22 protein-coding genes are annotated in these 19,340 nt (G+C 63.0%); 4 read left to right on the top strand and 18 right to left on the bottom strand.

Translation table 11 applies throughout. The features are described 5' to 3' along the window. Positions 1–38: 38 nt before the first annotated feature. The 13 genes from B7Y49_RS05385 to murC all read right to left on the bottom strand — a co-directional run bounded on the left by B7Y49_RS05385 (position 39) and on the right by murC (position 10,056). Complete coding sequence (locus B7Y49_RS05385) at positions 39–851, bottom strand: hypothetical protein (RefSeq protein WP_374126549.1); 813 nt, start codon at positions 849–851, stop codon at positions 39–41. 51 nt (positions 852–902) lie between these two features. Beyond that, entirely contained in the window at positions 903–1,634 is a 732-nt protein-coding gene (gene gloB, locus B7Y49_RS05380; RefSeq protein ID WP_374126548.1) for a hydroxyacylglutathione hydrolase, read from the bottom strand. Further along, positions 1,634–2,062, bottom strand: a complete 429-nt coding sequence (locus B7Y49_RS05375; RefSeq protein WP_374126547.1) for a VOC family protein — start codon at positions 2,060–2,062, stop codon at positions 1,634–1,636. The genes gloB and B7Y49_RS05375 overlap by 1 nt, the downstream gene beginning before the upstream one ends. Positions 2,063–2,146: 84 nt before the next feature. Continuing rightward, positions 2,147–2,926, bottom strand: coding sequence for a tetratricopeptide repeat protein (locus tag B7Y49_RS05370; RefSeq protein WP_374126546.1), 780 nt, complete (start codon positions 2,924–2,926; stop codon positions 2,147–2,149). After that, positions 2,923–3,648: a S9 family peptidase gene (locus B7Y49_RS05365; protein WP_374126545.1), complete on the bottom strand. Its 726-nt coding sequence runs from the start codon at positions 3,646–3,648 to the stop codon at positions 2,923–2,925. The genes B7Y49_RS05370 and B7Y49_RS05365 overlap by 4 nt, the downstream gene beginning before the upstream one ends. A 202-nt stretch (positions 3,649–3,850) precedes the next feature. Continuing rightward, positions 3,851–4,927, bottom strand: coding sequence for a M48 family metallopeptidase (locus B7Y49_RS05360; protein ID WP_374126544.1), 1,077 nt, complete (start codon positions 4,925–4,927; stop codon positions 3,851–3,853). Between the two features lie 15 nt (positions 4,928–4,942). Further along, a complete protein-coding gene (locus B7Y49_RS05355; RefSeq protein ID WP_374126543.1) occupies positions 4,943–6,034 on the bottom strand; it encodes a YjgN family protein in 1,092 nt (363 codons plus the stop codon). A gap of 81 nt (positions 6,035–6,115) precedes the next feature. Beyond that, entirely contained in the window at positions 6,116–7,051 is a 936-nt protein-coding gene (locus B7Y49_RS05350; protein WP_374126542.1) for an alpha/beta fold hydrolase, read from the bottom strand. Positions 7,052–7,056: 5 nt separating this feature from the next. Continuing rightward, positions 7,057–7,257, bottom strand: coding sequence for a helix-turn-helix transcriptional regulator (locus B7Y49_RS05345; protein WP_374126541.1), 201 nt, complete (start codon positions 7,255–7,257; stop codon positions 7,057–7,059). Then, entirely contained in the window at positions 7,254–7,685 is a 432-nt protein-coding gene (locus B7Y49_RS05340; RefSeq protein ID WP_374126540.1) for a hypothetical protein, read from the bottom strand. Before B7Y49_RS05340 ends, B7Y49_RS05345 begins: the two co-directional genes overlap by 4 nt. Next, on the bottom strand, positions 7,682–8,095 hold the full coding sequence (locus B7Y49_RS05335; protein WP_374126539.1) for a hypothetical protein: 414 nt from the start codon (positions 8,093–8,095) through the stop codon (positions 7,682–7,684). The genes B7Y49_RS05340 and B7Y49_RS05335 overlap by 4 nt, the downstream gene beginning before the upstream one ends. A gap of 263 nt (positions 8,096–8,358) precedes the next feature. Next, positions 8,359–8,613 carry a DUF6356 family protein gene (locus tag B7Y49_RS05330; RefSeq protein ID WP_374126538.1) on the bottom strand — a complete coding sequence of 85 codons (255 nt, stop codon included), beginning with the start codon at positions 8,611–8,613 and terminating at the stop codon, positions 8,359–8,361. Positions 8,614–8,655: 42 nt separating this feature from the next. Then, positions 8,656–10,056, bottom strand: coding sequence for a UDP-N-acetylmuramate--L-alanine ligase (gene murC / locus B7Y49_RS05325; protein ID WP_374126537.1), 1,401 nt, complete (start codon positions 10,054–10,056; stop codon positions 8,656–8,658). 52 nt (positions 10,057–10,108) lie between these two features. Here murC and B7Y49_RS05320 point away from each other — a divergent pair, with 52 nt between their 5' ends. Continuing rightward, positions 10,109–10,927, top strand: a complete 819-nt coding sequence (locus B7Y49_RS05320) for an LD-carboxypeptidase (protein ID WP_374126536.1) — start codon at positions 10,109–10,111, stop codon at positions 10,925–10,927. A gap of 23 nt (positions 10,928–10,950) precedes the next feature. After that, positions 10,951–12,318 (top strand): M28 family metallopeptidase, encoded by a 1,368-nt coding sequence (locus tag B7Y49_RS05315; protein ID WP_374126535.1) that lies wholly within the window; start codon positions 10,951–10,953, stop codon positions 12,316–12,318. Positions 12,319–12,475: 157 nt separating this feature from the next. Here B7Y49_RS05315 and B7Y49_RS05310 read toward each other — a convergent pair whose 3' ends face one another. From B7Y49_RS05310 to B7Y49_RS05300, 3 genes are all read right to left on the bottom strand, one after another. Further along, a complete protein-coding gene (locus B7Y49_RS05310) occupies positions 12,476–13,480 on the bottom strand; it encodes an alpha/beta hydrolase (RefSeq protein ID WP_374126534.1) in 1,005 nt (334 codons plus the stop codon). Positions 13,481–13,582: 102 nt separating this feature from the next. Continuing rightward, positions 13,583–14,239 (bottom strand): CPBP family intramembrane glutamic endopeptidase, encoded by a 657-nt coding sequence (locus tag B7Y49_RS05305; protein WP_374126533.1) that lies wholly within the window; start codon positions 14,237–14,239, stop codon positions 13,583–13,585. A gap of 432 nt (positions 14,240–14,671) precedes the next feature. Continuing rightward, complete coding sequence (locus B7Y49_RS05300) at positions 14,672–15,520, bottom strand: dienelactone hydrolase family protein (RefSeq protein WP_374126532.1); 849 nt, start codon at positions 15,518–15,520, stop codon at positions 14,672–14,674. Between the two features lie 400 nt (positions 15,521–15,920). Between B7Y49_RS05300 and thrS the strand changes: the two genes are divergently transcribed. Together thrS and infC are read left to right on the top strand one after the other, a co-directional pair. Continuing rightward, the gene (gene thrS / locus B7Y49_RS05295; protein WP_374126531.1) at positions 15,921–17,915 is read left to right on the top strand and encodes a threonine--tRNA ligase; all 1,995 of its coding nucleotides are present in this window, start codon (positions 15,921–15,923) and stop codon (positions 17,913–17,915) included. Between the two features lie 86 nt (positions 17,916–18,001). Beyond that, a complete protein-coding gene (gene infC / locus B7Y49_RS05290) occupies positions 18,002–18,535 on the top strand; it encodes a translation initiation factor IF-3 (RefSeq protein ID WP_374126530.1) in 534 nt (177 codons plus the stop codon). Positions 18,536–18,563: 28 nt separating this feature from the next. On the opposite strand, the gene B7Y49_RS05285 is transcribed toward infC, so the two are convergent. Further along, on the bottom strand, positions 18,564–18,887 hold the full coding sequence (locus tag B7Y49_RS05285) for a hypothetical protein (RefSeq protein WP_374126529.1): 324 nt from the start codon (positions 18,885–18,887) through the stop codon (positions 18,564–18,566). Positions 18,888–18,931: 44 nt separating this feature from the next. Further along, positions 18,932–19,315 (bottom strand): VOC family protein, encoded by a 384-nt coding sequence (locus B7Y49_RS05280; RefSeq protein ID WP_374126528.1) that lies wholly within the window; start codon positions 19,313–19,315, stop codon positions 18,932–18,934. Positions 19,316–19,340 lie beyond the last annotated feature (25 nt).

The following is a 19,340-nucleotide window of genomic DNA, read 5'->3' as shown; positions in this document are numbered from 1 at the left end:
TCGGGATTGCCCGACCGCGCGCGATAGCCGCTGCGATGTTACGGTTTCGTCACCCGGTCATAGGGCGTGAAATCGCCGAAGAAACAATAGCCCGCGGTCACGGGCGAGCCGCTTGGCCGCACGCCGATGCGCTCACCACGGCAGACTTGCGAGCCGAGCGTTTCGAACACCAATGTCCGGTCGCCGCGCAGCCAGCGGCATTCCTCGCGTAACGTATTCACCCAGATCCGTTTGCCCGACTGGCGATAGATGATTGTGCGGGTACCGATTATCTCGGGCGGGGCAGCTGCCCGGGTCGGGAAATAACATTTCTCCGATTTGCCGGGGACGCGCCCTTCGAGCGCCTTTGCCAGATCCTGCGCCTCGCGATCGCGCGTGCGATCGAGTGCGGATGGTCCCGGTGGAGAGGCGGTAGCAGCAGCCAGTGGCAGCGCCAGCGCGGTGAGCATCAGCAATGTCCGCATCTCACTTCGCCTTGGTGTAGGGGACGAAGGTGCCGAGCGCGCAGCCACCGGTTTCGATCGGATGATGTTGCCGCGACACAGCTGCGATCCGAAATTGCGGACGATCAGCGTGTCTGACCCTGGCGTGGCGCTGCACCCACCCGTGGTGTCGTTGCGATAGACCAGCCGGTTGTTGACCCGGTACAGGATGGTGTCGCCGATTGTTTGGGTGTTGTAGCTCGGGCGGAATTGCGAAATGCAGTTCACGGGCTTGCCGGGCGTCAGCCCCTTCAGCGCGCGCGCCATCTTGCCTTCATCACTCTTTGGATCGGGCGAAGTCGATTCGATGGCGGGGGCCGCCCCGCCGCATGCGATAAGGGCAAGCGATGCAATCAACAGTCGACGCATGATAATCTCCTGCGCAAATGGCCATCCCCTGCCGCAATCATCTTACCGCGATCAGCTTCGAAATGCATCCTTTTTTGCACGTCGCTCGGCCAGCTCCGTAGCGCTGCTTGCCCGCATGAACGGGTTGGTGGCGCGTTCCAGGCCGATGCTGGTCGGCACCGTCGCTTCGCCGCGGGCGCGGGCGGCAACAACATCGGCCATCCGGCTGACGATCGCCGCATTGTCGGGCTCTGCCACCAGGGCATAACGCCCGTTCGATTCGGTATATTCGTGCGCGCAATAGACGGTGGTTTCATCCGGAAGTTGCGCGAGGCGCTGCATATTGGCGAACATCTGTTCGGCCGTCCCCTCGAACAACCGGCCACAGCCCATCGCGAACAGCGTGTCGCCGGTAAAGGCGATCGCATCATCGGCGAAGTGGTAAGTGATGTGCCCCGCGGTATGCGCTGGTGTTTCGAGCACGGTGGCGATGTGGGCGCCCAGCTTGACGGTGTCGCCCTCCGCCAACTGCATGTCGAGCGTCGGTATCTTCGCAGCCTCGGCGGCGGGGCCATAGATCGTCGCGCCGGTCGCGGCCTTGATCGCCGCATTGCCGCCGGTGTGATCGGGGTGCCAGTGCGTGTTCCAGATCGCGCTGATCGTCCAGCCGCGCGCGGTGGCAGCGGCCAGCACCGGTTCGGCGACAGCGGGATCGACCACCATCGTTTCGCCCGATGCCGCGTCGTGCACCAGCCAGACATAATTGTCGCTGAGGACAGGGATGCGGACGACCTCGATTGCCATCACCAATGGCCCGTATTCGGCATCGATGCCCAGGGCTCGGCGGGCGGCAGATGACCGTCCTGCAGCAGCTCGATCGAGATGTTATCGGGGCTGCGCACGAACGCCATGTGCCCGTCGCGTGGCGGACGATTGATCGTGACACCTGCGTCCATCAACCGCTGGCAGGTCTCGTAGATGTTGTCGACGCGATAGGCGAGATGGCCGAAGTTGCGGCCTTCGCCATAGACTTCGGCCTCGCCCTCAACCGGTGGCCAGTTGTACGTCAGCTCGACCTGCGCCTGCTCATCGCCGGGCGCAGCCAGGAAGATCAGCGTGAAACGGCCCTGCTCGCTGTCGAAGCGCTTCTGCTCCTCCAGCCCGAGCAGATTGAAGAATTTCACCGTCGCATCGGGATCGCTGACCCGGATCATCGTGTGGAGATATTTCATGGTCGCGCTCCCGCGTGGTTGGCGTTGATGCCGTTGGCGGCGAGATAGGGCGTGGCGAGGGAATTTGCCAGCGGGTCTGGGCGATTACGGTTGGGGAGGTGCATCCGAAAACTGCTTCAGCGCATCGCGCGCGCTGGCGGCGGCTTCGCTTGAGGGGGCGACGCGTATCGCATCGTTCCAGGCCGATTTCGCGCCATCGGCATCGCCGGCAAATGCCGCGATATTGCCGATTTCGAGATAGACGGAAGGATCATCCGATGATCGCCGAAACGCCTCGGCGATATCCTTTCGCGCGCGGGGCAGATCATCCATCCGGCGAGCGAGCGCGGCCGATGCCAGCCAGATCAGCGGATCATCCTCAGCCAGGGTCAGCGCCTGATCGATATCGATCCGCGCACTTTCCAGATCGCCAGCGACCACCATCGTCCGGGCGCGATCGAACAATGCTTCGCCGCGTTGCAGCCCGACCAGCGTGCCAGCGGCAAGGGCTGCATCGAGCGCAGCTCGTGCCTTTGCCGTATCGCCGGCGGCGAGCCGGGCATTGCCGGCCTGCGCCCAGAATTGCGCGGCACGGGTGCTGCGTGCGACCTCTGCCTCTTGCGCTGCTGCCTCGAATTCCTGTGCGGCGGGCACCCATTTCGCCTGATTGGCATAGGCGATCCCCAGGCACTGGCGGGCATAGAAACCACCGCCATTCGCGCGCCAGCCCGTGCCCTCGATCACGCCTTCGGGCGGATTGCCCGTCGCGAGATCGACGCAGCGTTCGTAGCGCGCCTCAATCGAGTCGACAGGCTGCGTACCGGCGGATGGGGGTGACGGCGTTATGGGCGCTATGGTCTGGGCGATCAGCAGCAGCAACATCATGGCAGGTCGGTCACTTCCTCCACCGCACGGATCAACAGCGCGATATCGCTGTCGCGCGACAAACAGTGATCACCATCCTTGATGATCGTCAGCTGCACATCGGCTGAACGGATCAATTCGGTCAGCCGGATCGCGCGGGCGATCGGCACATCGCTGTCGCGCAGGCCGTGGAGCAAGCGTACCGGCACATCGATGCCGATCACGCCGTGCATCAGCCGGTTCGCCTCGCCTGAGCTCCAGAAGACGCGGGTATAGACAGTCGGCTGGTCAGCATAGGGGGAAGGTCGCTCGATCCGGCCGTTGCTGAGCAGCGCCAGCTTTTCGTCGGTCGAAAAGCCCCAGTCGGTGAAATCGGCTGCGGCCGCGACGCCGACCAGTGTCTTTACCCGATCGGGCCGGGCAAGGGCGGCGAGCAGCATCAGCCACCCGCCCATCGACGACCCCACCAGCACCACCGGTGCGGGCGCGACCAGATCGATCATCGCCAGCACATCATCACGCCAACCCGCCAGCGCCTGTTCCTCGAACGCGCCCTCGCTTTGTCCGCAACCGCCATAATCGAAGCGCAGGAATCCGCGCCCGGTGCGCTGCGCCCAGGCTTCGAGCGCCAGCGCCTTGGTACCGCTCATGTCCGATGCATAGCCGGGCAGGAAGATCGTCACCGGCCCGGTGCCCGGGGTGTGGAAATAGGCAAGCGCGGGGCGGGTGGGCTGATCAGACATGGGGGGCATTTAGGCGCGTAGCCGGGGCTTGGGAAGCAGTCGCCCTGGGACGGAATGACTTTGGATCCAATCACTACCAACTGCCGTTCGTGTCGAGCGAAGTCGAGACATCCCGCGCAGCGCTTGCGGCAGGTTTCTCGACTTCGCTCGACACGAACGGGTTCGAGAGTGATCGTACAAGTTAGCGAAGAGTCATCAGACTTTAAAAACCGATCATTGTCTTCGATGCCGGTTTCGCGCCCTTGCAGATCGACTTGAGTGCGGCCCAGTGCTCGGCATCGAGTGCCGGACGATCGCCGGTGCTGCCAGCGGCGGCGGCTTCGAAGCGATCGGCACGCACCGCCGATACCGGGTGTGACGAGACATAGGCGAGCACCGATGCCGCGGTCGATTTGTTCAGCGGATCCTTGCCGCTCAACCGGCGGAAAAATGCGGCGGTTGGCTTCGTCGAAATGTTGCTCTGCTTCAGCGCGGCGATCGCGAAATCATCGGCGCGGGTCTCCGCACTGCGCGAATAGGCGGTCGACAGGACCATATTGGTATAGCCGCCGATATTGCCGTCGAGCCCGCCGAGCAGCACGCTCAGCCCCAATTGCCGGAGCAGCGATTCGAGCACGTCACGGTTGGCGACATGGCCCAGTTCATGCCCCAGCACGCCGGCCACCTCATCGGGCGACGTCGCATCCCGCAGCAGGCCGTTGAAGATGATGATCCGCCCGCCGGGCAAGGTGATCGCATTGTTGGCCGCGATATTGGCCACCCCGATTTCGCTGTCGAGATAGGCGGGCCCCAGCCGCGCCTTGAGCGCCTCGATCGCCGCCGTGCCGCCCGGATCGGTGCAGAGTCGTCCGCCGAAATCGCCGATCATCGCATCGCCCAGCTGGCGTTCGATGGCGGGCGGCACCAGCTTGGCGAGCACTGATGGCGTTTGCGCCACCACATACAGCGCAACGGCGGCGACCAGCGCGAACAGCGCCACCATCGGCCATAAACCGGCCCGGTCGATGATCCCGCCATAGCGTTGCAGCGGCGGGAGCTGGTAGGTGATCGCAGGGGGCGCTTCCTCGGCGAGCGTGATGCTCCAGCCTGGCGTCCGCTTCAGTCCGAACACACGCTGCCCGCCCACCGGCTCGCGGGCGACCAGATCGGCAAAGGCGAAGGGGCCGCTGGTTGCATCGCCTTCAGCCAGGACGAACCGGTTGCCATCGGCGACCAGCGTCGTGTCGCGCCGCCGCGCGACCTGCCCGTCATAATGCCAGACGCGCACGGTTTCGCTCATATCGTGCCACTCACCTCAGAACGCGCCGACATCGAACGCGTCGAGCAAGCCCTCGCCTTGCCCGGGCTCGCGCGTGGTCGATTGGGTCAGCGCGTCGATCCGCACTTCGCCATAGGCGCGCATGTGGCGGATAAAAAAGGCCCAGTTGCGATAGCCGAGGAAGATCTGGCCGATCCCCAGTGTCAGCACCACCAGCAACAAATTGCCGATGGCCAGCTTCAACCAGTCCCAGGTGCTGGCGGTGAAGTCGAACGACAGCTCACCCAGCGTCAGATTGCCGATCACCTCGCGGAAATAAGCGGCGTAATAGACCAAAGCGATCAGCCCCAGCACCACGAAGAACAGCAGATAGGCGGCGATCAAGATGAGGAACACCGTCTGGCGGAGATCAGCAGGGGGCGGGCGCAGCGCGCCGGGACCTGGCATCATTCCCCAATAAGCGAGCAGGCCGAACAGGATGATGAAGGCAATCGGCGAGAGATAGAAGAGCAGGAAGCGCGCAAAGATCGGCCCGGCCCGCGCGTTCGATGCAAACTCCATCGGGCCGAAGCTCATCGCGTTCCAGCGCTTGTTCCACAGCGATACCATCGACCACGGGATCAACAGGCCGAGCAGTAGCGAGCCCACCAGCGTGCGCCAGATATAGCTGAACCCATAGCTCAACCCCTGATCATGGCTGCCACCACGGATGCCGCGCCAGAAAGTGCGGCTGAGCCGATAGCGCAGCGCGCGGAAAATCGCGACGCCGATCAGATAGAGCAGCAGGAAATAGAGGATGATGCCGCTGATCGCCGCATAGCCGCCATAGCCGCGCAACACTAAAGCCTGCAGCCCGAATTGCAGCGCGGCGACGGGCAGACCAAACAGGACGATCGCCAAGCCGTAACCGATCAGCAGCTCAAGCGCGGTGCCCGTCCATTCGAGCCGTTCGTCGATGAAGCGGGTGTTGCTCCACAGATAGCGACGTTCGCGGGTGCGGGCCCAGAAGGTGTAGATGCCGAGTGTGACGATGCAGAGCAGCAGGTTGGTGAACGCGATCGGCGCGAATTCGCGCCAGTCGCCGCTGAACGCGAATGCGCCCTCTTCGTCATCGCTCGACATCGTCATTCCCCCCGGCCTCGCACCCGAGTGGAGACGAGTGCCGGGCCGGGGTCAAATGATTCGCGTCACCTCAGTGGCTTGATCGCATCATTTCGGACCAAGAAAGTCCTTCAGGGCCTTTGCGAAGGCTGCGGGCTGATCGAGCATGATGAAATGCCAGCTGTCGGCAATCGGCACCAGCGTCGCGGGCGAACCGGCATAGCCGAATTCCCATATCTGCTTCGCCTGCGGCCCCGCGCCCGTCGCATAGAGCACGGCGAAGGGTTTCGCGGTAACCTTTTTGAGTTCGGGGCGCAGATCGGTTGTCATCACTTCGTACAGCGCCTGCGCGGTCACGCGCGGATCGGCCTTGTTGCTCCAGTTCGCGACCTTGATCCGCCCGGCGGCGGTGTTCGACCAGATGCCGCCGGGGTCCGCCGTGACGGGCTCGGTCGGCACGGGTGTGGAAAGCGTCCGCGCGCGCGCCTGTTCGGCAAAAGGGCGGGCGCTGTCGACGGTCGCAGTTGGGCCGAACAACAGGCTGAAAAAGGGCAGGCTGTCGACGACCAGCACGCTGCCGGTCGACGCCGGATAGCGCGCGCCCATCATCATTGCGAGCAGGCCGCCCATCGAATGGCCGGCGATCGCCGGGTTCTTGATCTTGTTGGCAACGATATAGCCGTTCAGATCGGCAGCGATCCCGTCGAGCAGGCCAGCCTTGTCCCCAGTTTTATCATTGCCCTTGATGTCGCCGCCGGCAAAGCCGTGGACTTCGACCAGATAGACCCGGTGCGTTTTGGCGAGATCGGCGACGACGCCGTCCCACACTGCGCGGGGCGAGGCGAGGCCGGGGATCAGGAATATCGCCGGGCCCCCGCTTTTGCCGGTGCCCGTGGTGGCGATGCTGATGTGCGGCAACTGGGTGATGACGGGGTCGAGCGCTGGCGCGGCAGCGGTCGGGGTCGTCTGGGCGAGGGCGGGGGCAAACGGCATCGCGGTGGCCAGCAGGGCCGCAACGCCGGGGGCGGCTATACGGTTGAACATCGGGATTACTCCTTGGTTGGACTGATAAAAATGGCTTCGATCGGCAGGTCGAACAGTTCGGCGATCCGGAAAGCGAGCGGCAGCGATGGGTCGTATCGACCGGTCTCGATCGCGTTGACGCTCTGGCGCGACACTTCGAGCCGGTCGGCCAGATCGCCCTGGCTCCATTCGCGCTCGGCCCGCAGCACGCGCAGGCGGTTCTTCATTCGGTGATGTCCGCACGGGATCCGCGCGTCATCAACGCATTGACGGCAGAGCCCAGACCCAGGCCGCCGAACCACAGGATCGGGACGGTGAACAGCGGCAGATGCGGCGTCTGGGCATAGACTTCCAGAAAGCCCCAAGCACACGCTGCAGACATCGCAAAGCCGGTCGCGACCAGCGCCTTCCTGATTTCGAGCATCCGTACATATTCGTCGCGCAATTCGATCAGCAGCATGCCGATGATCCAGAATACGGCCATCAGCGGCAGCGCGGGCAGAATGGCGATCGCCCAAAGCAATGGCCCCTGCGGGTGCAGCGCATAGATCAGCCCCGGGCTGATAAACACCAGCGCGACATAGATTGCCATGGTCGGGAAAAACCGGCGGAGATAGGCCCGAAAAGCCGGATCGGTGTGGGATGATCTGCTCATGCTTCTGCTCGCCGAGTCATGGCATTGGCGATGGCACCGAGACCAAGGCCGAAGAACCAGAGCACCGACACCCAATAAGCGTCGAAGTGATCGACCAGCCCGAACGATTCGAAAAAGCCCCAAATTGTCGCCATGCTCAGCGCGAAGCCGCTGGCCCACAGGCCCTGCCGAACCATCAGCATCCGAAGATATTCGTCCTGCTCCTCGATCAGGTAACGACCAAGCGCGACGAACATGCCGATGATCGCCAGCGCGGGCAGGGCAGCGGCGATCCATGGACCGGCCCCGCTGAGCAACTGATGCTTGAAGGCATAGGTCGCCCCGACCAACGCCACCGCATAGGCGATGCTCGCCCAGATGAACCGGCGGTTATACCGCCTATAGGCCATCGTAGATGGTTGACTGGTCATGACAAGCGTCCTTTCGAATCAGTGAAGGACGCTTTACATCAATGCAAACGAGGTGACAAGGAAACTTTCCACGTCGAATTGGGCGGAGGATGGTTGGGTAGGCGCATCTATGGCCGCCCCCATCGTCATTCCCGCGAAAGCGGGAACCTATGGATGGTGTGGTGCTCAATGGTGGGGGCAGTGCTCACCATGGGTCCCTGCTTGCGCGGGGATGACGGGGGAGGTTGAAAAACGTCAGCACGAACGGTCGCGCTACCTGCCACTCAGATGATGTAGTCGACCGTCTTCATCTGGGTGGTGGCGGCGCGCTTTGCCTCGCGCTTGGCGACCAGCCGGGCGTGGAGCGTATTGATCGTGTCGCTGCCCCGGGTCTTGCATACAAAGGGCAGGAATGCGTGCACCACCGCGCCGAGGCCGCCGATGATCATCGCGGTGCCGAAACCGCTCGCGACCCGGAAATGCTCGACATAGCTTTCGCCGACTGAAGCGGGGTGATCGAGGAAAAGACGGCGGAACATCGGCAATCCCATCAGCGGTGAACGAGGGCGCATCCTACCATATTACCCCCGCGATGCCAGCGTCCCCAGCATATCGGCGGCGAGCTGGCTGAGCGTATCGTCGCGCGCGCCCATGACGATGATACGGTCGCCGGGGCGGGCCTGATCGACCAGGAAGGCGGCGGCTTGGTCGCGCGCCGCGATGTGGTGCGCCTGGCGACCGGCGGCGGCGATATCGGCGATGATGTCCGCGCTCGTCACTTCTCGGTTCACGGTACCGCCGTGATACACGGGATCGGGCAGCACGAGCACATCCTCTGCCCCCATGCGTTCGACCAAGCTGGTGACGAGTTCACGCCGCATCACTTTCAGCGGGCCATAGCCGTGCGGCTGGAACAGGATCAGCAACCGGCCCGGAAAAGCGTGGAGCGTATCAAGCGTCGCGCCGATCTTGTCGGGGTTGTGCCCGAAATCGTCGATCACCGCGATATCGTTCGCGCGCCCGACCAGATCGAACCGTCGTCTCAACCCGGTAAAGCCGGACAGCGCCGCCGCCGCCTCATGCAGTGATACCCCCGCCGCGCGCACCGCGCCGATCGCGGCGAGCGCATTCGCGACATTGTGGCGCCCCGGTACCTGCAGCGCGACTTCGACGATCAGATCATCCTGCGTGACGATGAAGTCGACCCCGAACGGCGCTTCCTCGATAAAGATCGCCTGCAGATCGGCGGCGCGCTCGATCGAGAAGGTGGTGACGCGTTCGGGCGGCAGTGCGGCGGCGAGCGCCTCGGCATCGGGATTGTCGATATTGACGATCGCATGGCCTGCCCGCCCGATGAAATCGGCGAACAGAGCGCGCAGCTCATCGAGCGATTTGTGGTCGAGGCTGACATTGTTGAGCACCGCGACCGCTGGCTGATAGAGCGCGATCGATCCGTCGCTTTCATCGACTTCGCTGACGAACAGATCGCCCGCGCCGACCAGCGAACTGGCGAACGGCACATCGGGTGCAGCGAAATTCTTCATCACCGCACCGTTCATGACCGTCGGATCGCGGCCGAGCGCGTGGAGCATCCAGCCGATCATCCCCGTCACGGTCGATTTGCCGCTCGTCCCCGCTACGCCGATCGCCTGGGGCGCGGCGTTGAACAGCGCGCTCAGCAATTCGGCGCGGCTCATCTGGGTGGCACCCACCTGCGCGGCGGCGACCATGTCGGGCACGGTCGGTTCGATCGCGGCGGAGGCGATGACGATCTGGTCGGCGCTGGTGATGCCGCTGCCATCCTGTGGGAACAGCGCGATGCCGAGTTTACGCAACTGATCGAACTTGGCGGGCAGTCGTGCCTGATCAAGGCTGCGATCGGACCCAGCGACGGTTGCGCCTTGGCCTGCGAGGATCATCGCGAGCGGCATCATGCCGCTGCCGCCGATGCCGATGAAGAAGTAGGATTTGCCTGCGCTCATGGCCCCGCGCTATCGCGGTATTTCACACGCTGGGCAAGCAGGGGACGGCAGCATGCGGATCGGAATTGTTGCACCTGCCAAAACGCTCGACCGGGCGGTCGCAGCAGAGGTGCAGGGGTTCGCTGCGGTTACCTTTCCCAAGGTGGAGCTCGTCATCCATCCGCAATGCTATTTGTCCGACGGTCATTTCGCTGGACCCGATGCAGCGCGCGCGGCGGCGTTCCTAGACTATGCCAATGATCCCGCAATCGACGCGATCTGGTTTGCGCGCGGCGGCTATGGATCGAACCGCATTCTGGGCAGCGTGATGGGCGCGCTCGGCGATGCGGCGGCCGCCAAGACCTATCTCGGCTATTCGGACATGGGGTTCCTGCTCGGCGCGCTCTATGCCCGGCGGATCGGGCGGCCCGTCCACGGCCCGCTGGTGATGGACATGGCGCGCACCGGCGGTGACGCCAGTGTAGCGCGCGCGCTCGGCTGGCTGACGACGCGTGACAAGGCCGGGCTGGAACCGAGTATCGCCGGACGGCCGGTTGCCGCGTTCAATCTCGCTATCCTGGCGGCGCTGGCCGGCACGCCCTGGCTGCCTGATCTGACCGATCATATCCTGATGATCGAGGACGTGTCCGAACCGCTCTACCGGATCGATCGGATGCTGTTTCAGCTGGCGAATGCGACGCAATTGAAAGGGATTGCCGGGATCAGGCTCGGCCGCATCGCCGATATCCAGCCCAATGATCCGCCCTGGGGTGAGGCGATCGAGGTGATGATCACCCGCTGGGCCCGCGATCTGGGCGTGCCCTATCTTGGCGCGGCGGATATCGGCCATGATGCGGCGAACAAGCTGGTGCCGTTCGGAATGGTGGTGTGAGGGATAGAATGATGAGGAACGCAATGACATTCACCCGACATATCGTCGTGGCGCTTACCGCGCTGGCGCTGATCACCCCCGCCGCCGCGCCGGCCCGCCAGAAGCAGCGCTGGACGGTGAAGCCCGAATGGGTGCTGGCACATGAGACTTTCCTGGCCGGCCCCGAACTGCAGGGACGCGGCAGCGCGACCCGGGATGAAGCGATTGCGGCCGCCTATGTCGCGGCGCAATTCCGCGGCTTCGGGCTGAAGCCTGCGCCGGGGCTGACCGGCTACACCCAGTCCACCAATATCACGCGGATGCGGCTGAACGGGCGTGCGGTGCTGACGGCAGCAGGGACGCCGCTGGCGGGCGCGGCGCTGCTGATCGCAAGCGGGCAGGGTGTGCGCGGTCCGCTGACGGTGTTTGCGGGCGACGACCCCAAGGATCTGCCCACCGCTGATGTCGTGCTGGCCACCTCGACCAAGGCGAACGGCTTTGCCCTGCTGCGCGCGGCGACCGCCAAAAAGATCAAGCTGCTGATCATCCCTGAAAGCGATCTGACCCGCGCCCGGGTGGCGATGACCGGGGGTGAACCGCAACTCCCGCTCTATGCCGAAGGGGCGGCACCGCCCTCACGCACTGCGCTCGCCAGCCTGCCCGCCGCCGTGATCGAGAAACTGGCAAAGGGGGCTTGTACGGACATCGCGCTTCGCCTCCCCGAAATCGTGCTGAGCACTGGCCCCACCACCAATGCGGTCGGCTTTTTGCCCGGCACCGATCCCAAGGCCGGGGTGTTGCTGATCTCCGCGCATCTCGACCATATCGGCGTGCGGGGTGATGGCGTGGTGATGCCCGGCGCGAACGACGATGCCTCCGGCACCACCGCCGTGATCGAACTCGCCCGCGCCCTAGCGGCCGGCAAGCCGATGAAGCGCGGCATCCTGTTCGTCGCTTATGGCAGCGAGGAAGCGGGCGGTTTCGGCGCGAAATATTTCGTCGATCACCCGCCGGTGCCGCTGACGCAGATCGTCGCGAACCTCGAAATCGAGATGATCGGCGCGCAGGACCCTAAACTCCCCAAGGGCGTGATGATGATGACGGGGTATGACCGGTCGACCTTTGGCGAGGCGCTGAAAAGTCACGGCGCGCTGGTGACGGCGGATCCGTACCCCGAACAGAATTTCTTCCAGCGATCGGATAACTACGCGCTCGCGCTGCAGGGCGTGGTTGCCCACACCGTCTCAGGCTGGGCAGTGGTGCCGACCTATCATTCGCCCAACGACACGGTCGAAAATATCGACATCGCCTTCATGACCGCGGCGATCCAGTCGCTGATTGAGCCAATGCGCTGGCTCGCGGACAGCGGTTACGTGCCGGCGTGGAAACCGGGCGGGAAGCCGGGGAAATAAGGGACACGTGCAGTAGGAGTCTGATGATATTACGTTAACCCGTTCGTTTCGAGCAAAGTCGAGAAACATGCCACGAACGCTACGCAAGGTGTCTCGACTTCGCTCGACACGAACGGACATTTGTATTGATTTAATCCAAAATCATATCGCCCTAATGTCATTGCATCCCGATGTCGTTTAGCCATTGCTTCACATGCCCCGGCCACTCTGTCGTGATGGGATCGGCGGTCGGTCGCATGCCGAAGGCGTGACCACCTTTCGCAAATAGCCGCATGTCGACCGGGACGCCCGCGTCATTCAGCGCCAGCGCATAGGCCATCGGTTGCCGGACATCATCGACAGGATCGTTCATCGCATGGATGATCAGCGTTGGCGGGGCGTTTTTGCTGATTTTCACCCAAGGTGCCAGCTCGAGGGTGTTCTTCGGTTTGCTCGTATCGAGCACGCGGGCGGTATAGGCGATAATCGCGAAATCGGGCCGTGTGGATTGCTGATCGGCGACATCAGTCAGCGGATAGGTGCGCTCTTCGGCATTGCTGATGTTGGCGACCAGATAGGCGCCAGCCGAAAAGCCGATCACGCCGATCTTGTGCGGATCGATGCCGTAGGTTGAGGCCTGCTGCCGCAGCAACCCTATCGCCCGTTGCGCATCTTCCAGGCCGAGAAGAGTTTTGGGCCGCTGCTGGCGGCCGTTCGCTGTTGGCCACACCTGCGGCGTCCGGTATTTCAGCACCACGCAGGTCATGCCCTGCTCGATCACCCAATCGCAGATTTCGGTGCCTTCAAGGTCCATCGCGACGGCATAGAATCCGCCGCCGGGTAGGACGAGCATTGTCGCCCCGTTATTGCGTCCCTTCGGCCGATAGATCGTCATGGTCGGACGCGTGACATAAGTCGCCCAATGCCATTTCCTGCCCCCGACCAGCGGCGAGCCATTGCCCGTTGTTTCAGGGCGATCGCCCGAATCGGGTTTGGCGAGCGGGACGTTTGCGGGCCAAAGCGGCACCTGCATGCCGCCGGGAGTAGGTTGCCAAACGCCCTCGCGTTCGACCTTCGGCACCTCGACTCTTTCCGGCGGGCTGTCGGCCTTGCTTGCCTGACCACAGGCTGCCCCAGCGATGCCAAGGCAGAGCAGCACGACAGCAGGCGAGAACCGCGACAAAACCGTATCTCCCCTTCTCGAAGCGCGCTGTTGCGCTTGATTAAGCTAGGCTACCCCATGCGCCTTGAAATGCGCCAGCAGTCGCGCCCAGCCGTCTGGCTTTTAGTCGTCCCTAACGCGAGCAAACTGAGCCATCGCTGCGTCTAGGGATTGCGACAGGCGTACGCCCTTTCGGTGAGCGATCACGAAGGCCGCCAACGCAGAAAGCAAGATTGCGCTTCCTGCCACGATGCCTCCTTCAATACTCTGTCCTTGCCCGAGCCAGATGTCGGCGTTGGACCGTCGAGTGAACTGTACCAGCGCATGTCCGCCATTGGCAGATCCGATCGTGGCGAGCCCGAGGACTGAGTACTGCATGAAGTTCCAAGCTGCGTGCCAGCCGATCGCAAAAGCGAGATTCCCCGTGGCAAGACGAATAAGGGCGAAGAAAATCGAACCGATAACAGCCGCCGACACGAACCCCATTCCAAACCCCGAGCTCATGACATGCAAGGCCGCGAAGGGAACGCTTATAAGGAGCATAGCGGCCCAGGCAGGCAAGGATCCTGCATGGCTGAATAGCGAGCCACGGAACACTAGCTCTTCCAGAAGCGCTCCAGCCAGTGCTGCTGTTAAGCCGAACCCAAGCAGTGCTATCATCATGATGGGCGAGATCAAAGGCGTTGTCGATATCGTCACTAGACCGAAACCGAGATCGACAGCGGCGACTAGTCCAAGGGTTGCTGCCCCCACCGCAAACCCAACCAGAAAAAAGCCCATGCCGTTGCTAATGCTGCCCAGCCCATACCATCGACCGTTGGTTCCGGGGGGGGCTGAGGAGCCGTACCACGGCCCACGCAAGCACTGCGATGATGCCCGCGCCAGAAGCAGATAAACCGAGCCGCGAGACGTCGGGCGTTACGGTTGCGAGACCATATTCCTCGATCTCCGAAGCGGCGATCGCCAGAACGAAAAAGCTAACTAGCAGCGCAACAATCCTAAGCGCACCCACAACAACTTTTGACAAACTTAGTGCCTGCATTGCTTACCTAACGGTTGTTCACAAGTGTCATCAATGTAAGTGATATGTCAAACACCTCGAGTGTTGACAAGGCCGAAATCTAACCCCGTATCAATCTTATCATCCGCAATAATGGCAATTCACGGCACCATTTGGGCGCAACTCTTTTCGGCTCCAATAGTCGCGGGAGTTTAGACCACCCCATGCGCTTTGAAATGCGCGAGCAGTCGTGCCCAGCCGTCCTTTGCATCGGCAGCGTTGTAGCTGGGGCGGTAATCGGCGTGGAAGCCGTGCTGGGCGTCGGCATAAACATGGATGCCGCTGCCGCTTTTGCCCGCTGCTTTCAGCGCTGCGACCATTGCCGCCACATCGGTCTGCGGAATGCCGCTGTCGAGCGCACCGTACAGGCCGAGCACCGGTGCCTTGAGCTCGGCGGCGCGGGGGATGAGCGGCTTCAATTGCCCGTACCACGCAACGCCCGCCTTGATATCGGCGTTGACCATGGCCGTGCGCCACACGACCGCGCCGCCCCAGCAAAAACCGGTGATGCCGATCTTGCCGGGTTTCGCGAACTTCGCCGCCTTGATCCAGGCGGTGGTCGCCTTCACATCGCCATCGACCTGATCGGGCGTCGCCTTTTGCACCACGGGCAGGATTTCCTTGAAATCCTTCAGCGCGGGCAGGTTGACGCCCGAACGATAGAAGAAATCGGGCGCAACCGCGACATAGCCAAGCTTTGCCAGCCGCTTGCACACATCCTTGATGTAATCATGAATGCCGAAAATCTCGTTGCAGACGATGATCGTCGCGTGGCGTCCCGCGCCCTTGGGCCGGGCCACATAAGCGGGCAGGGGCTTGGCCGCGCCATTGGGGATGAGAACTTCCTCGATCACCAGCCCGTCGGCAGGTGTCGTCACCGGCTTCGCGTTCGCCGCCACCGCTGCCACGGCGTAGCCTGCGAAAAACATGCTGACCGCGGTTCGGCGTGTCAGGTGAAAATCCTGCGGTTCCGATCCTTCGGGGCGGGTGAGGTTCAGCATGGGTGCGACTCCTTGAGGGGTACGGGAAGGGTAGGCGGCGCCAAGGGGTGGGTGCAATAGGCGCCCCACCCCCGATCGTCACCCCGGACTTGTTCCGGGGTCCACCGCACACCAATTTGCTGACGTGCGTGAGGATCGGTGGACCCCGGAACAAGGCTCTCCTGAGCTTGTCGAAGGGTCCGGGGTGACGGCTAGAAAGTTGGACCGACTCACGCGCACCACCACCCGGGGCTTCCCGGGGGGCTTGGGGTTGCGCGTCACCGGTTGACGTCCACGCTTCAGGCTCCACCCGGGAACGGGGGAGGCTGGCGTCGCTCTCTCGTTCTCCTCTTACCCCTGACGCTGCCCTTTCTTCTGGCGCGGCTTTATGCATAAGCGCGCCCATGCGACAGGAACGATCATGACCGAATTTTACGCGATCACGCTGCCCGATGGTGCCGTTCGGCAGGTCGCGCCCGGCACAACTCCGGCGGATATTGCCGCCGCGATCGGCCCCGGCCTTGCCAAGGCGGCGATTGCCGCGCGCGTGGACGGCGAATTGTTCGATATCGGTCGCCCGTTCGAGGGCGATGCAACGCTCGCGCTCGTCACCAATCGCGACGAAGCCGATGCGCTGGAAATGGCGCGGCATGATTTTGCGCATGTGCTGGCCGAAGCGGTGCAGCAGTTGTTCCCCGGCACGCAGATCACCTTCGGGCCGTCCACGGACGACGGTTTCTATTATGATTTCGCGCCCAAGGATCGCCCGTTTACCGATGACGATTTGCCCGCGATCGAAGAGGCGATGCGCGGCATCATCCGCGCGAACAAGCCGCTGCGCCGCGAAGTGTGGGACCGCGCTACCCTGATCAGCCGGTGGAAGCAGCAGGGCGAGACGTTCAAGGCCGAATGGGCCGCTGAACTGCCGGGTGATGAGCCGCTGACGGTATACTGGTCGGGCGATGACTGGCTCGACATGTGCCGGGGGCCGCATCTGGCCTCGACGGGCAAGCTCGACCCCGATGCGTTCAAGCTGACGCGCGTGAGCGGTGCCTATTGGCGCGGCGACCAGAACAACCCGCAGCTTTCGCGCATCTACGGCACCGGCTGGCTCAACAAGAAGCAGCTCGCCGAACATCTCGTGCGGCTGGAGGAAGCCGCCAAGCGCGATCACCGCCGCATCGGGCAGGAAATGGACCTGTTCCACCTGCAGAGCGAAGCGCAGGGCTCGGTCTTCTGGCATCCCAAGGGCTTTGTCCTGTGGCGCCAGCTGGAGGCCTACATGCGTCGCCGGCTCGACGCGGCGGGCTATGCCGAGATCAAGACGCCGCAGTTGATGGACGTGCGCCAATGGGAGCGCTCGGGCCATTGGGGCAAGTACAGCGAAAACATGTTCGCGGTGCCCGATGAGGTGCCCAATGCCGAAGGCGAAGGCCCGGTGCTGCACGGCAAGGGCGACATGATGGCGCTGAAGCCGATGAATTGCCCGGCGCATATCCTGGTGTTCAAGCAGGGCATCAAATCCTATCGCGACTTGCCGATCCGCATGGCCGAATTCGGCTGCTGCCACCGCAATGAACCGCACGGCGCGCTCCACGGCATCATGCGCGTGCGTCAGTTCACGCAGGACGACGCCCATATCTTCGTGCGCGAAGACCAGCTGATCGATGAGGTGAAGGCGTTCTGCGATCTGCTTGATTCGGTCTATCGCGATCTCGGTTTCGACAAATATGCGATCAAGCTCGCGCTGCGGCCCGAAAAGCGCTTCGGCAGCGAGGAAATGTGGGACTGGTCGGAGCAGTCCTTGCGTGACGCAGTGAAGGCCAGCGGGCGTGATACGGCCGACTATGGCTGGGAAGAGCTTGAAGGCGAGGGGGCGTTTTATGCACCCAAACTCGAATTCCATTTGACCGACGCGATTGGGCGGACTTGGCAAGTCGGCACGATTCAGACCGATACGGTGCTGCCAGAACGGCTCGACGCCAGCTATGTCGGCGCCGATGGGGAGCGTCACCGCCCGATCATGCTCCACCGCGCGATCCTCGGCACGTTCGAACGATTCATCGGCATCCTGATCGAGCATTATGCCGGTCGCTTCCCGCTCTGGCTCGCGCCGGTGCAAGCGGTGGTCGCGACGATCGTGTCCGATGCCGATGATTACGCGGCAGAGGTCGCGGCGAAGCTGGCAGCGGCGGGAATCCGCGTCGAAACCGATCTGCGCAACGAAAAGATCAACTACAAGGTGCGGGAGCATTCACTGGCGAAGGTGCCGAACCTGCTGGTGGTGGGGAAGCGCGAGGCGGACGAAGGCACCGTCGCCCTTCGTCAGCTTGGAAGCGACCGGCAGCAGATGATGTCGCTCGATGACGTGGTCGCGATGCTCGTCAGCGATGCCACCCCGCCCGATTTGCGCTGATCGGCGCGCACGACCCTTTCGCATTCACGCAAAAAACTCTATATAGATCGCTTACAACCACAGGAGCTTTACCCATACGTCCTCCCATGACCCGGCGCCCACTCGCGCCCCCGCCGATCAACGGTCCGCGCTTCAATGAATTCATCGTCTCGCCCAAAGTGCGCGTGATTGACGAAAATGGCGAAAATCTGGGTGTGATGTACACCCGCGAAGCGATGGAGCAGGCGCAGGCCGTCGGGCTCGACCTTGTCGAAGTGTCGCCCAACGCCGATCCGCCCGTCGCCAAGTTCCTGGATGTCGGCAAGTTCAAATATGAGGCCCAGAAAAAGGCCAACCTCGCCCGCAAGAGCCAGAAGACGCAGGAGATTAAGGAGATCAAGATGCGTCCGAACATCGACGATCATGATTATGATACGAAGATGAAGAAGGTGCTCGAATTCATCGATGAGGGTGACAAGGTGAAGATCACCCTGCGCTTCCGCGGGCGCGAGTTGAGCCACGGCCAGCTCGGCATGGCGCTGCTCCAGCGCGTGCAGGCCGATGTCGTCGAGACGGCAAAGGTAGAGGCCTATCCGCGCATGGAAGGTCGGCAGATGCTGATGGTGCTCGCGCCGAAGTAACGACTAACCCCGGTCGGGCGGGCGGCGATCAGTCGCCCCCGCCTCCGCCGTCACCGCCGCCCCCACCGTCGCCGCCCCAATCGCCGCTCGAATGGTCTGACGCGTGGCTATCCTTGTGATGGCCGGTGTCCGAACCGCCATCGTACATCATCGTGTCGCTGCCATTGCCGTCACCCCGCTTTCTCGCAGCGCTGCCGCGATTGGCGGCAAAGGCGGCGCCGAGCGACACGAAAACGGCGGCGAGTGCGATCCACACGGCGCTGCCACCCTTCTTTTCTGCCTTGTCGTCGGTTGCTGCGGTCAGCATCAGCATGGCGGGCATGACGACCAGCGTCAGGGCTTTCCACGGCATTGCTTTGCGAGTCTGGTGTTTAGATTGATCGATCGGGTGCTGGTTCATGCGGCGGGTGGCTCCCATAGTTCGATGGCATTGCCTTCGGGGTCATGGATACGCGCAAACTGGCCAACCGCGGGATCATCCCATTCCGCCCGGGTCTCAACTTTGATCCCGGCCGCGTTCAGCTGCTCAAGCATGCCGTCGAGATCGTCGACACGCAAGTTCAGCATCCATTGCTTGTCCGCCGCGAAATAATCGGTGTCGGCCTTGAACGGCGCGAACACGACTGGCCCGCCTTGCGTTTTCCAGGTCCATTCGTCGACGGGACCAGTGTCTGCCGCCGCACAGCCGGCACCAATGCCCAGATGCTCGCGGTACCAGGTGTTGAGTGCGTCCGGGTCGTGCGCTCGGAAGAACAGTCCGCCGATTCCTAACACCGCCATGTCATTGTCTCCCCGTCTGGTGCCT

Origin of the sequence: Sphingomonas sp. 28-62-11, assembly GCF_002278865.1 — a bacterium.
Taxonomy (GTDB): Bacteria; Pseudomonadota; Alphaproteobacteria; order Sphingomonadales; family Sphingomonadaceae; genus Sphingomonas.
The sequence above is the reverse complement of the archived record's forward strand: the minus strand, read 5'-3'. Positions and strand labels throughout refer to the sequence as shown.